The sequence below is a fragment of the Aeromonas allosaccharophila genome (assembly GCF_000819685.1).
Taxonomy (GTDB): domain Bacteria; phylum Pseudomonadota; class Gammaproteobacteria; order Enterobacterales; family Aeromonadaceae; genus Aeromonas; species Aeromonas allosaccharophila.
Genome location: NZ_CDBR01000089.1, coordinates 42,472 through 55,314, shown reverse-complemented (window position 1 = coordinate 55,314; position 12,843 = coordinate 42,472). Strand labels below are relative to the sequence as shown.

The following is a 12,843-nucleotide window of genomic DNA, read 5'->3' as shown; positions in this document are numbered from 1 at the left end:
TCAGGCTAGGAGGAAGATTGGTAAAGAATGAGAGCATCTGATCCCGCTTCAACTGTCGCTTGAGGACCGTCTTGCCATGTTGATCAACGCCATGTAATTGGAAGAGATGTTTTGCCAGATCAATGCCGATAGTCGTAGCCTTCATGGTGGTCGCCTCTCTCATCAGTGGGAACTTACATTCGCCACTTTGGCACTCAGATGCCGTTTTGGGGAGGGGCGACCATCCCATTAGCTATAGTCCGGTGTGCACAACGGCACATTCATCAACTCGAACAGGGAGTCGAGTAGTCCCTGAGTGGCCCGCAGAGTGAGATTGAAAATCCCCTTGAGCATCAGAAAGGTACAGATGGTCTGGTCAGTGTAAAGCTGGCTGCGCCCCCGCCGCCCATGATGGTCGTGGTGAAACCAGTTGCTCATGGCCTCGGCATCAACCCAGAAGGTGAGTGAACCACGGTTAATCAAAGACTTGTTGTGTGTAGGCCAGTTGGTGATGGGGTGAAGCGACTTGCCCATGATGCAGACTTGAAGGGGATGGTGGTGATCAGATCACCAAGTTCTCAGTTAGTTCCATTCAAGCTGCATCGATTTGGGCAACAACGCCGCGCGATGGCTACCCATCAGGCCACCCGGGAAGAGGGCATCGTTGAGGTAGACGAGACCTTCTTCCTTGAATCGTTCAAGGGGCAACGGGGACTGCCGCGTCCGCCAAGGCATCGTGGTGGCAAGGGGCGCACCCGTGGAACCGGGCCGGATTACATTCCGGTGATGGTGGTGCAAGACAGGGCTGGCCACCATGCGGATTTTCAGCTGGAGAAGATAAATGCCGAGGCGGTCATCGCGGTCTTGACGCCGCTGGTGTCACCGGATGCGGTGCTGTGTAGCGATGGTGCGGGTGTGTATGCCAGTTTTAGCCAAGCGCAGGGCGTCACCCATCAGGTAGTGCACAATCGCCAAGGCGAACGGGTGGTCGGTGCGTATCACATCCAGCACGTGAACGGGTATCACCATCGGTTGAAGGCGTGGATGGAGCGGTTCCATGGCGTGGCGACGCACTACCTGAAGAATTACCTGGGTTGGCGCAGGATGCTGGAGCGTTACGGGAAGGGCGTGAATATCAAAGCGTGTTTGCATGAGGCGCTGGGGCACCCCATGCAACACGTAATTGGGACATAGCCATAAAAAAACGCCCGCAGGCGCTTTTTTCATTTGGCTGGTAAAGCCTTAATTAGCTGATCAGGCTGGCCCACAGGTCATATTCGTCGGATTCGTCGATCCGCACCTTGACCATGTCGCCCGGCTTGAGGCTGGTTTCGCCGTTGAGGTAGACCAGACCGTCGATCTCCGGCGCATCGGCGAAGGAGCGGCCAGTGGCACCCTCTTCGTCCACTTCGTCGATGATGATGGTCATCTCCTGACCCACTTTGCGGGCCAGCTTGCGGATGGAGACCTGCTGTTGCAGCTCCATAAAACGCTGGAAGCGCTCTTCCTGTACCTCTTCCGGTACCGGATCTGGCAGCTCGTTGGCCAGCGCCCCTTCGACTGGGCTGTATTTGAAGCAGCCGACGCGATCCAGCTCCGCCTTGTCGATGAAGTCCAGCAGCATCTGGAACTCTTCCTCGGTCTCGCCCGGGAAGCCAACGATAAAAGTGGAGCGCAGGGTGATCTGCGGGCAGATCTCGCGCCACTTCTGGATCCGCTCCAGGGTGCGCTCGACCGTACCCGGGCGCTTCATCAGTTTCAGGATGCGGGGGCTGGCGTGCTGCAACGGAATATCGAGGTAGGGCAGTACCTTGCCATCGCGCATCAGCGGGATGACGTCATCCACATGCGGATAGGGGTAGACGTAGTGCAGACGTACCCAGATATCGAGCTTGGCCAGCTCTTCGCACAGGGCGACCATGCTGGTCTTGACCGGCATGCCGTCGTAGAAACCGGTGCGGTGTTTGACATCAACGCCGTAGGCGGAGGTGTCTTGAGAGATCACCAGGATCTCTTTCACGCCCGCCTCTTTCAGGCGCTTGGCTTCCGCCAGCACGTCGCCGATGGGACGGCTCACCAGATCCCCGCGCATGGAGGGGATGATGCAGAAGGTGCAGCGATGGTTGCAGCCTTCGGAAATCTTCAGATAGGCGTAGTGGCGCGGGGTCAGCTTGACGCCGTGGGCCGGTACCAGACTGGTGAAGGGGTTGTGCTCCGGTTTGGCCACATATTTGTGGACGTGACCCAGCACCTCTTCGTAGGCGTGGGGGCCGGTGATCTCGAGCACCTTGGGGTGGATCTCGCGGATCTGATTCTCTTTGGCGCCAAGGCAGCCGGTGACGATCACCTTGCCGTTCTCGGCTAGCGCTTCGCCGATCGCTTCGAGCGACTCCTGCACCGCACTGTCGATAAAGCCACAGGTGTTGACGACAACCAGCTCGGCATCGTCATAGCTGGGCACCACGTCGTACCCTTCGGTACGCAGCTGGGTCAGGATGCGCTCGGAATCGACCAGGTTTTTGGGGCAACCCAAGCTCACAAAACCAATCCTTGGATGGTGAGACCTAATAATGCTGGAAGTCGCTTGTTGGACAGGTTGGTCGTCCGATGGCTGAACCTGCGTGGTTGCAGGCGTCAGGCTGTCTGAGCTGGGGTCAAAACGGTTGACAGTCATAGGGGGTCGCTGGTCACTGATGCAAAAAAAGATGGCGGATTATACCTGATGAGCAGGAAAGAGGAAGAACATGGTTGGGTGTTTTTTAATCTACTTTCCAGAGACTCATGGGTATTTCTAATATTTTTACGGGGGCGTTGGGGAGAGGTAGGCGAGTGCCTGATGAGCCAGACTGAAAACTCACCACAATGTTGCCTTGTTCTGGCCTGCATTATACGCGTCAACCATAAACAAATGAGTCTATCCTCCAACTGCAAAGTGGGGTTTGTGCAAAACTCGCTCGCCATCATCTTGGTACCCAAGAATCACCCGGATGGCACGAAGAAGGGTTCACTTTACAAAGAGAACTCAGCTCAGGGATGACTCCTGTGCTCTCAGCAGCTATTTCCATCCCCATATCGCTACTACTTACCGACTTGCCTTTGTGGCCTGACAAACACCCGAAGTGTCAGTTTCCCGGAATTAGCTCAAAATCACAAAATCAAAACAACGTTTCATTTTTAAATTGATGACGTTTCCATTTATTGGTATCGTGCGTTCCACAAAGTAAAGCGTAAGTACGCAGTCATTGATGCCGTAAAGGCCCTGAATTGAGGTTCATTATGCAAATTCGTCAAAGCATCCATAGCGACCATGCCAAGCAACTTGATACTCAGGGCCTGCGCCGTGAGTTTCTGGTTGAGGAGATCTTCACCCCGAACAAGCTGACCATGACCTACAGCCACATCGATCGCATCGTGTTCGGTGGCATGATGCCGGTTAACGGTCCGCTTGGTTTCTCAGACGAGCTAGGTAAGACCTTTGGTGTCAGCTATTTCCTCGAACGTCGCGAGCTTGGGCTTATCAACATCGGTGGCCCCGGTGTGGTTACTGTGGATGGAACCACCTTTGAAGTCGGTAATGCCGAAGCGCTTTACGTGGGACAGGGCGCCAGGGAGCTAAGTTTTGCCAGCGTCGATGCCTCGCAACCGGCCAAGTTTTACTACAACAGTGCTCCGGCCCACATGCATTTCCCGACCCGCAAAGTCACCAAGGAGCAGGCTTCCCCCAGCACCATCGGTGACGCGTCTACCAGCAACCGTCGCACCATCTACAAATACCTGGTGCCGGATGTACTGCCGACCTGTCAATTGGTAATGGGCATGACCCAGCTGGAGGAAGGTAGTTTGTGGAACACCATGCCTTGCCACACTCATGAGCGTCGTATGGAGGTCTACTTCTACTTCAACATGAAAGAGGATGCGGCTGTATTCCACATGATGGGCAAGCCTGACGAGACTCGCCATTTGCTGATCCACAACGAGCAGGCAGTGATCTCGCCAAGTTGGTCCATTCACTCCGGGGTAGGTACCCAGGCTTATACCTTTATCTGGGGCATGGTCGGTGAGAATCAGGTGTTCGGTGACATGGATCATGTTGCCATCGAGGATCTGCGTTAATTCCCTTTATGTCCGGGCCCGCTTCAGATGGCCCGCATCACCACCATCAAGACTGTCACGCTGGGTGGCAGCAGAGGAAATAAGATGATTCTCAATGCATTCGATTTGAAGGGTAAGATTGCCATCGTGACCGGTTGCGATACCGGTCTGGGTCAGGGTATGGCGTTGGGCCTGGCTCAGGCAGGCTGTGAAATCGTTGGTGTCAACATTGTCGAGCCTACCGATACCATTGCCAAGGTCGAGGCCATTGGCCGCCAGTTCCTTAGTCTCAAGGCCGACGTCAGCAAGGTTGATACCTTACCAGGACTGGTGGATCAGGCCGTCTCCCGGTTTGGTCGGGTCGACATCCTGGTCAACAACGCTGGCATCATTCGCCGCGAAGACGCCATCAACTTCAGCGAGAAGGACTGGGATGATGTGATGAACATCAACATCAAGAGCGTCTTCTTCATGTCCCAAGCAGTCGCGAAGCAGTTTATCGCTCAGGGCCTGGGCGGCAAGATCATCAATATTGCCTCCATGCTCTCGTATCAGGGCGGGATCAGAGTGCCTTCCTACACCGCCTCCAAGAGCGGCGTGATGGGGATCACCCGCCTGCTGGCCAATGAATGGGCAAGCCAAGGTATCAACGTGAACGCCATTGCTCCCGGTTACATGGCCACCAACAATACGACAGCACTGCGTGCAGATGAGGATCGCAATGCCGCCATTCTGGAACGGATCCCGGCCGGACGTTGGGGTGTACCCGATGACATGATGGGCCCGGCAGTCTTCCTTGCCTCTGCGGCTTCCGACTACATCAATGGCTACACAATCGCTGTGGATGGTGGCTGGTTGGCCCGCTGATCTCTTAAGATGCAACAAGGCGCCAATGGCGCCTTTTTTGTTCAATCCTGTTACGGAATTTACCCTATGCATCTTGATGCACCTTGGCTGGCCCAGCTCCTTGGGTTGCTGGCTTGCGCTATCGGTGCCACCGCTTTTTTGCAACACCAGGATCAGAAATTGCGGCGGCACCTGACCCTTAATGGGGTACTTTTGGCTATGCACTTTATGATGCTCGGTGCGACGGTCGCCGCCATAAACTGCCTGCTGTGTGCAGTCCGCACGTGGGTCTCTGGATACCACCGAACGTTAAGCGTCATGTGGAGCTTTATTGTGTTGGTTTGGGTGCTGGTGCTTCCTCAGCTGGAACATCCCATGCAATTGCTCACCCTGACGGGAACCACGTTGAGTACCTATGCCCTGTTCAGATTGGATGGACTACCACTGCGAGGGTGCATGCTGGTCAGCAGTCTCTGTTGGGTTGTGCACAACCTCTGGGCTGGCTCGATCGGCGGGAGTCTGTTAGAGGGGATGTTTTTCGTCATCAATGGCTACACCATGGTTTCCCTCTACCGACACCAAGGTGTAGCGCCGCTCGGTCGGGTTCGATAACCGGGAGCATTGAGTGGATGCCTGACTGGCATCCACTCATATGATGAGGCTAAGTAAGGCGCTTACACTCTCAGTTTGAGGTAAAGGGATAGTCGTGATAGCCAAGCTCCGCCGAAATGCGGGCAGCAGCTTCATGTAGTAAACTAATAAGTTCGGCACGTTTGCTTTCTTCAAAACGGACTATCGGTAGTGACAAAGAGAGCCCGGTGATGATGCGTCCCATCCGGTTGTAGATAGGCACACCGAAGCAACGCAGCCCGTTCTCATTTTCTTCATTGTCTTCCGCATAGCCTTGCCCGCGCACCTGGGCCAGCTCCGCCAACAGGGCATCAACATTGGCCAGGGTATGTTCGGTGAAGCGCTCAAACGTTACTCCGGCCAACATGCTCCGCACCTCTTCTTCTGGTAGCCAAGCCATCATTACCTTGCCAAGCGCGGTGCTGTAGAGTGGGCAGCGGCGACCGATACGGGAGTACATACGCAGATTGTACTCGGAGTCGATCTTGTGCAGATAGACGACACTGTTTTCATCTAGTGCCCCCAGGTGCAGCGTTTCTTTGGTCAACTTACCCAAACGGTGCATCTGGACATCAGCGATTTGGATCAAATCCTGGTGCTCCAGCGCTCTTCCACCCAGTTCGAAAAGCTTCAGACTAAGGGTGTACTTGTCAGTCTCCCCTTCCTGATTGACATAACCAAGCGTCTTCATGGTCTGCAAAAAACGATAAACAGTGCTTTTTGACATCATGATCCGCTGGGACAGCTCAGTCACTCCGATATCTTTTTGTTCACTCAAGGCCTGCAAGATACCGAACACTTTCAGTACTGACGAGACCGAATCCGGTGAGTTATCTACCGCTGACATCTATATCCCCTTATAAAATCTATCGTTTCATTATATTTGAAACAAGCGCGCAATCATAGCCAAGGTCGCAGCTACCTTACCTGATTACGGTATCAAACAGAACCATTTAAAACGCTTCTCACGCCGGGCATCCTCCTCAGGCTGAAGAACCTTTGCGTTCCGTCACAATTTAATGAAATGGCGTTTCAATTCATTTGATAGTTTCGTTTCATTAAATAGAATGGACCCATCATAAAAGTGGGAGGACATATGGCTATCAAGGTTGCCGTCATTGGCGAATGCATGATCGAGCTATCGGAGAGCAAGGTGAACATCGTCCGCCATTTCGGTGGAGATACGCTCAACACGGCTGTCTATCTGGCACGAGCCAACACTGAGCTGGCCGTACACTATGTGACCGCAATGGGAACCGATGCCATCAGCAATACCATGTTGCAGCAGTGGCAACAGGAAGGTGTCCATACCGATCTGGTGCAGCGTTTTGCTCACAAATTGCCCGGTCTCTACCTCATTGAAACTGACGAGCACGGCGAGCGGACCTTCCATTACTGGCGCAGCGATGCGGCTGCCCGTTACTGGTTGCAAGGCGATGAAGCTGAGCATATCTGCCAGCAATTGCACGAGTTCGACTACATCTATTTGAGTGGTATCAGCCTAGCCATCCTGTCCCAAGCGGACAGGGAAACCCTGCTGCAACGTCTTGCCGAGTGTCGCGCTGCCGGGGTGAAGATCGCCTTTGACAACAACTACCGGCCACGCCTTTGGGAAAGCCGCGAAGCGGCACAGCAGGCCTATCACGCCATGCTGACGCTGACTGACCTTGCTTTCCTGACACTCGATGACGAGTACGCCTTGTGGGGAGATAGCCAGGTTGATCAGACGCTGGCGCGGACTCAGGCCCTTGGAGTCAGTGAAATAGTTGTCAAACGTGGTGCAGAGTCCTGCCTCATCGTGCAGGACGAACGGTGCAATGAAGTTCCTGCCGTGTCACTGGCACAGACGCAGGTGATAGACACTACGGCGGCTGGTGACTCGTTCAGCGCAGGTTACCTTGCCAAACGACTGGCCAACGCCTCGGTAAACGACTCAGCACAATATGCCCATCGACTGGCGAGCACTGTTATTCAGCATCGCGGCGCCATCATCCCTTTGCTGGCGATGCCAGCCACCACCAATGCCAGTGAGGAATCCCATGTCAGTATTGCTTGAACAACTGTCCAGCCTGAAGATCATCCCCGTCATCGCTATCAAGAATGCCGATGATGCCGTGGCCCTTGGTCAGGCTTTGATGGACAACGGCATGCCGAGCGCGGAAATCACTTTCCGCACACCCGCTGCGGCCGATGCAATCCGTCAATTGCGAGCAGCCTTCCCCAACATGACCATCGGGGCGGGGACCGTGCTCACTACAGCCCAAGTGGATCAGGCTATAGAAGCAGGGGTGGATTTCATCGTCAGCCCAGGACTCAATCCACGGATCGTTCAGTATTGCCAGGCGCGAGGTGTACCTATCATCCCTGGAGTCAATAATCCCAGCCTGGTTGAGCAAGCAATGGAGCTTGGTCTGCATACACTCAAGTTCTTCCCGGCAGAGGCTTCCGGCGGGCTGGCCATGCTCAAGGCCCTAAGCGCCGTCTATCCCGTTACTTTTATGCCTACCGGCGGTATCAGCCCGAGTAATGTGAAGGATTATCTGGCCCAAGGGACAGTGTTTGCCTGCGGCGGTACCTGGATGGTCCCGGCTGATCTCATCGAGCGGCGGGAGTGGGACAAGATTGGCTCGCTTGCACGGGATGCCATGGCGGCACTCTAACTCTCATTCGGGCTCGGCCACTGGGCCCATACCACAGATACGTAACGATAACTCCGATCTTACTCGCTCGATGGACGGCGCTCGCCTGCCTGTACCGACGATCAAGACGGACAACGCGACAAGGAAATCCGGCTCATGATCATCGGTAATATAAATCAACTCGGAATGGCGATGTTACCCACTCCGTTATTGCAGCTTTTACAAAGAGAAGAGTGCTCCCATCAGCATTTGCTGAGCCAGCAGGATGGAAAGTTCGACATAATCGAGAATGACGTTTTTTATCTTATTTCAAGCCCAACCACTGCTCCTGAAGATTGCTTGAAGAGTGAATTTCATGATCAGTTTATCGATATTCAAATACTGTTGTGTGGCCAAGAGGTAATCGCTACCAGTGCAACCATTACCTCTCCACATTCATATCAGGAAACCAAGCCTGACTTGATTTTCATTGACCAAGATGAAATTACCAATCGGATACTACTTGGAACGGGTGATTTTGCCATTTTTTATCCGGGTGAAGTTCATCGTCCGACTTGCCAAGTAAATACATCGGAAAAGATAAAAAAAGCTGTGTTCAAGGTCAGCAAAACGTGGTTGGCCAATCAATAAAATTATTAAAAATTCAGAATTGAAAATTTTTACATTATTTCTTTTGCCATTATTGAGGTCTATATGAAAATCAAACAGACGTTGGATAAAATTCCGGGGGGGATCATGCTGATCCCGCTGCTTCTGGGCGCAACTTTGAATACATTTGCTCCCGGTACCGCAGAGTATTATGGTGGCTTCACCAAAGGGATCATCACAGGTACAGTACCAATCTTGGCGGTCTGGTTCTTCTGTATCGGCGCTTCCATCAATCTCAAAGCCACCGGCACCGTGATCCGCAAATCCGGTGTACTTGTAGTCACCAAAATAGCGGTAGCTTGGTTGGTTGCTGTACTGGCATCCCAACTGCTACCCGAGCACGGTATTGAGGCCGGTCTGCTCGCGGGATTGTCCACTCTGGCTCTCGTCTCAGCTATGGATATGACTAACGGCGGTCTTTATGCCAGCCTGATGAACCAGTACGGCACTAAGGAAGAGTCCGGCGCGTTCGTGTTAATGTCTATCGAGTCCGGTCCTCTGATGACCATGGTTATCCTTGGTGCAACAGGGCTGGCCTCCTTCCAGGGACACCATTTTGTTGGGGCGGTCCTACCTTTCCTTATCGGTTTTGCTCTTGGTAATTTGGACTCTGATCTTAAGGAGTTCTTCAGTAAAGCCACCGGTACTCTGATCCCCTTCTTCGGTTTTGCACTGGGCAATACCATCAACTTCTCAGTCATCATAGAGACTGGGTTACTCGGAATTTTGCTTGGCTTGGCAGTGATTGTTATCACCGGGATCCCACTCATCTTCGCCGACAAGTGGCTGGCTGGTGGTAATGGTACTGCTGGGGTAGCGGCTTCTTCCACCGCCGGGGCTGCCGTTGCCAACCCGATGATAATCGCCCAGATGAACCCGGCGTTTGCACCAGTGGCTCAATCTGCAACCGCGCTGGTTGCAACCTGTGTGATCGTAACGGCTGTGCTTGTCCCTATCCTTACTGCTATTTACAGTAAGAGGTTCTCGATTAAGGAAAATGTTATGATCGACACGGTTCAAGCTACATCACGCAGTGCCTGATATGACCATTTAACCGTACCATGTTTATTTTTTATGTAATAAAGCCGCTGACATGCATCATGTTAGAGGCTTTATTTATTTTAACTGCGTAGTGAAAAATTTCTGATGATAACGTTGATCTGCGAATCCTAAACTTAATTGTAAGTGCCAATGTGGAAATTTTATTTCCACCCTAGTGGGGGCTATTAATAACCAAGCGCTTTTGGGCAACCCAAGGAGACGAATCCTACTTTGGGGGCCTGTTTTGTGTTGGACATCGCTCAATCACTCTTAGGTGGCTCTTATTCAAGGGCGCGGATTTTACCGGAATGGTTAACCAAAAACTATACAGCCAGCATGGCAGAACCGAACAATATCTCCGGGCAGGCAGGATTGGGTCGCACCAATGGCCGGAAATGACGCACCCTCGATAGGGCTATTGCCCCTGTCGCGGGGCCTGTTACGGGGATCCCGCTTTGTTGGCTTTCCTGTCATTTTCGGCTCAATGGCAGGGAGGGTTGCAACGGGAGTCACTATACTCCCACCACGGGGATCCGGTGGAGAAGGCGATGGAAAGTTCATTTGGCGAGAGAATGCAGAGCGTGCATGCCACGCTGCGCGAGCGTTTTGACAAGCTGAGCCGGGTGGCCATCGCGATTTATGATCCCCATACGGATCAGCTCAAGACCTTCGCCCACAGTACCGAGGGGCACTCGCCGCTGGTGCAGTATGAGGTGAAGTTGAGCGATGTCCCCTCCCTGCGCTATCTGGCGGAGCACAAGCAGCCCCGGGTGCTCGGCAATCTCGACGCCCTGCGTGGCTCGGCGTCGGAGCACAGCCGCAAGCTGCTGGAGGCGGGCTATGCCTCCAGCTATACCGAGCCGCTGCTGTTCAACAGCAAGTTGTTTGGCTTTCTGTTTTGCGATGCGATGGAGCCGCGCTACTTCAACGAGCCGATCCGCAGCGAGCTGTCGGCCTATGCCCAGGTGTTGTCGGCCATCATTGCGGTGGAGTTTTTCTCCATCCAGACCCTTGGCGGCGCGCTGACTACGGCGCGGGAGTTCAGCCGTTATCGGGATGAGGAGACCGCCAACCATCTGCACCGGATGTCGGCCTACTCCCGGCTGATCGCCAGGACACTGGCACCGAGTTGCGGGTTGAGCGATGAGGAGGTGGAGTTTATCTATCTCTTCTCGGAGCTGCACGACATCGGCAAGATCGCGGTGCCGGATGCCATTTTGCTCAAGCCGGGCAAGTTGGGGCCGGAAGAGTTTGAGGTGATGAAGAGCCACCCCGGCAAGGGGCAGGAGATGATCAACCTGATGATCAACGAGTTTGGTCTCGATGGCATTCATCACACCGATATGCTGACCAATATTATTGCCTATCATCACGAGCGCTTCGACGGCACCGGTTATCCGCAAGGATTGGTGGGGGAGGCCATTCCGCTGGCGGCCCGCATCGTGACGGTAGCCGATGTGTTTGATGCCCTGACCAGCGAGCGCCCCTACAAGCAGGCCTGACCGTTCGAGATGGCGTTTGCCTATCTGGAGGAGCATGCCGGCAGCCAGTTCGATCCTGCCTGCGTCGCCGCGGCCCTGCACAACAAGGCCGAGTTTTATGCCATCTATCAGCAGTATCAGGATCCGGCCCGTTCGGCGGGAGAGACGGCCAGCGGTGCTGAGTCGGGTTGAGCGGTCGTGGTGAGTGCGGGGGCAAGCAGTGGTTCAAGCATGACGAGGAATAAATAGAGAGGGGGCACCAGCAGGTGCCCCTCTCTTTTATGCGCCTTTCTATTTCATGCGCCTTTATTTTGCCGACCTTATTATGGCGTTTGCGGTCAGTTTACTTTTTGGGCGTCGGCTCGCTGATCTGGTAGAGGTGATCCGCGCAGGCGCTGGAGCAGCCACAGGGGCGCACCTCTTTATCTTCCCGCTTCTGGGCAAGCTGGTATTGGCGCCACCAGATGATGGTGCCCATGGCCAGGATCAGTACGAACGAGGCGAGCAGGCTCAACAACCAGATGGACATGATCTCTTCTCCTTGATGGTGATGACATGCACGGCGATGGCATCAGTGATGATGGCAGCAACCGCCCTGTTGGCCTGCGCCCTCATTGCCGTGACAACAAGTATGGCCTTGTCGTGGGCTCTCTGCCTAATTGCCACCACTGGCGCAACAGTGACCTGAGTTGCTGTTGCAACCACCATGACAATCGGCATGGCTCTGGCCAGTGCCAACAGGCTGGATGGCACGGATCGCCGCCTTGCTCTGATGACGGCGAGACGGGCGGCCCTGACTGGCCTCGGTGAGAGGTTGCAGATTGGCAGGGGCCAGCAGCGCGGGTAGCGGCAGGCGGGCAGAGCGGCACTGCAGCACCCGGATATTGGCCGCCAGCAGGCGCCCCAGCATCCGCTCGCCGATATTGCGCACCACCAACTGACCCACCTGATGATGAGCGAGGGCGTCGAGCAGCCCCTGCTTGCCGTGGCAGCCTTCGGCTGCGGCCGGGTTGGCCAGGGTGGCGATGACGCTCCCTTCGGGGCTGAGGATCTGCAACTGCTCGGCACGGGTAAAGTGGCCGGCCAGCAGGCCCTGACTCAGCATCAGAGCGCTGTTACAGGGGATGTTTGTGACAGCATTCATTTCGGATCTTCTCCACTGGTTTGGTGGTCGGGCTCGGCAGGTTGCATCATCAATGCTTTGCCCAGACTCAGACATTCCACCACCTTGTAGCGCCCTTTTTTCAGGATATTGGCCAGGGTCTGACGAGAGACCCCCATCACCAGAGCGGCCTCCTGCTGCTGCATTCCTTGAAGGTCGACGAGGCGCAGCGCCTCGAACTCGTCAGGGGCCAGGGTGACCTGCTCCAGCTGGTGCATGGGGCGGCCATTGGGTTTGAAGCAGCTGTTGGCGGGGCGGCCACAGATCTGGCGGGCAATCTTGGGTCTTGGCATGGTGGCTCCTAATTGGCATACGCCATTTATAC

Annotated in this window: 12 protein-coding genes and 4 pseudogenes; 9 read left to right on the top strand and 7 right to left on the bottom strand. The window is 54.6% G+C overall.

Annotated elements, in window-relative coordinates; translation table 11 throughout:
- Window positions 1–145, bottom strand: a pseudogene (locus tag BN1115_RS22380) (IS110 family transposase); the annotation flags it as partial.
- 86 nt (window positions 146–231) lie between these two features.
- A pseudogene (locus BN1115_RS15435) lies at window positions 232–513 on the bottom strand (IS5/IS1182 family transposase); the annotation flags it as partial.
- Window positions 514–600: 87 nt separating this feature from the next.
- Here BN1115_RS15435 and BN1115_RS15430 point away from each other — a divergent pair.
- A pseudogene (locus tag BN1115_RS15430) lies at window positions 601–1,173 on the top strand (IS1595 family transposase); the annotation flags it as partial.
- Between the two features lie 52 nt (window positions 1,174–1,225).
- Here BN1115_RS15430 and rimO read toward each other — a convergent pair.
- Entirely contained in the window at window positions 1,226–2,653 is a 1,428-nt protein-coding gene (gene rimO / locus BN1115_RS15425; protein ID WP_244152289.1) for a 30S ribosomal protein S12 methylthiotransferase RimO, read from the bottom strand.
- A 602-nt stretch (window positions 2,654–3,255) separates the two neighbouring features.
- On the opposite strand from rimO, the gene kduI reads away from it, so the two are divergent.
- From kduI to BN1115_RS15410, 3 genes are all read left to right on the top strand, one after another.
- The gene (kduI, locus tag BN1115_RS15420; protein ID WP_042020308.1) at window positions 3,256–4,092 is read left to right on the top strand and encodes a 5-dehydro-4-deoxy-D-glucuronate isomerase; all 837 of its coding nucleotides are present in this window, start codon (window positions 3,256–3,258) and stop codon (window positions 4,090–4,092) included.
- An 84-nt stretch (window positions 4,093–4,176) separates the two neighbouring features.
- Window positions 4,177–4,938 (top strand): 2-dehydro-3-deoxy-D-gluconate 5-dehydrogenase KduD, encoded by a 762-nt coding sequence (kduD, locus tag BN1115_RS15415; RefSeq protein WP_042657847.1) that lies wholly within the window; start codon window positions 4,177–4,179, stop codon window positions 4,936–4,938.
- A gap of 9 nt (window positions 4,939–4,947) precedes the next feature.
- Window positions 4,948–5,529, top strand: a complete 582-nt coding sequence (locus tag BN1115_RS15410) for a YgjV family protein (protein WP_244152288.1) — start codon at window positions 4,948–4,950, stop codon at window positions 5,527–5,529.
- 70 nt (window positions 5,530–5,599) lie between these two features.
- On the opposite strand, the gene kdgR is transcribed toward BN1115_RS15410, so the two are convergent.
- Window positions 5,600–6,394 carry a DNA-binding transcriptional regulator KdgR gene (kdgR, locus tag BN1115_RS15405; RefSeq protein ID WP_042657845.1) on the bottom strand — a complete coding sequence of 265 codons (795 nt, stop codon included), beginning with the start codon at window positions 6,392–6,394 and terminating at the stop codon, window positions 5,600–5,602.
- 249 nt (window positions 6,395–6,643) lie between these two features.
- On the opposite strand from kdgR, the gene kdgK reads away from it, so the two are divergent.
- The 5 genes and pseudogenes from kdgK (at window position 6,644) to BN1115_RS15380 (ending at window position 11,548) form a co-directional block, all read left to right on the top strand.
- The gene (kdgK, locus tag BN1115_RS15400; protein WP_042657844.1) at window positions 6,644–7,603 is read left to right on the top strand and encodes a 2-dehydro-3-deoxygluconokinase; all 960 of its coding nucleotides are present in this window, start codon (window positions 6,644–6,646) and stop codon (window positions 7,601–7,603) included.
- Complete coding sequence (locus tag BN1115_RS15395; protein ID WP_042657843.1) at window positions 7,587–8,207, top strand: bifunctional 4-hydroxy-2-oxoglutarate aldolase/2-dehydro-3-deoxy-phosphogluconate aldolase; 621 nt, start codon at window positions 7,587–7,589, stop codon at window positions 8,205–8,207. Before kdgK ends, BN1115_RS15395 begins: the two co-directional genes overlap by 17 nt.
- 135 nt (window positions 8,208–8,342) lie before the next feature.
- Complete coding sequence (locus BN1115_RS15390) at window positions 8,343–8,816, top strand: NanQ anomerase/TabA/YiaL family protein (protein ID WP_042657842.1); 474 nt, start codon at window positions 8,343–8,345, stop codon at window positions 8,814–8,816.
- Between the two features lie 63 nt (window positions 8,817–8,879).
- Entirely contained in the window at window positions 8,880–9,875 is a 996-nt protein-coding gene (kdgT, locus tag BN1115_RS15385; RefSeq protein WP_042056852.1) for a 2-keto-3-deoxygluconate transporter, read from the top strand.
- A gap of 548 nt (window positions 9,876–10,423) precedes the next feature.
- Window positions 10,424–11,548: pseudogene (locus BN1115_RS15380) on the top strand (HD domain-containing phosphohydrolase).
- A gap of 151 nt (window positions 11,549–11,699) precedes the next feature.
- Here BN1115_RS15380 and BN1115_RS15375 read toward each other — a convergent pair.
- The 3 genes from BN1115_RS15375 to BN1115_RS15365 all read right to left on the bottom strand — a co-directional run bounded on the left by BN1115_RS15375 (window position 11,700) and on the right by BN1115_RS15365 (window position 12,811).
- Window positions 11,700–11,885 carry a hypothetical protein gene (locus tag BN1115_RS15375; protein WP_005338109.1) on the bottom strand — a complete coding sequence of 62 codons (186 nt, stop codon included), beginning with the start codon at window positions 11,883–11,885 and terminating at the stop codon, window positions 11,700–11,702.
- Between the two features lie 126 nt (window positions 11,886–12,011).
- Window positions 12,012–12,500 carry a NifB/NifX family molybdenum-iron cluster-binding protein gene (locus tag BN1115_RS15370; RefSeq protein ID WP_042657841.1) on the bottom strand — a complete coding sequence of 163 codons (489 nt, stop codon included), beginning with the start codon at window positions 12,498–12,500 and terminating at the stop codon, window positions 12,012–12,014.
- A complete protein-coding gene (locus BN1115_RS15365; RefSeq protein ID WP_042657840.1) occupies window positions 12,497–12,811 on the bottom strand; it encodes a DUF134 domain-containing protein in 315 nt (104 codons plus the stop codon). The genes BN1115_RS15370 and BN1115_RS15365 overlap by 4 nt, the downstream gene beginning before the upstream one ends.
- Window positions 12,812–12,843: the final 32 nt, after the last annotated feature.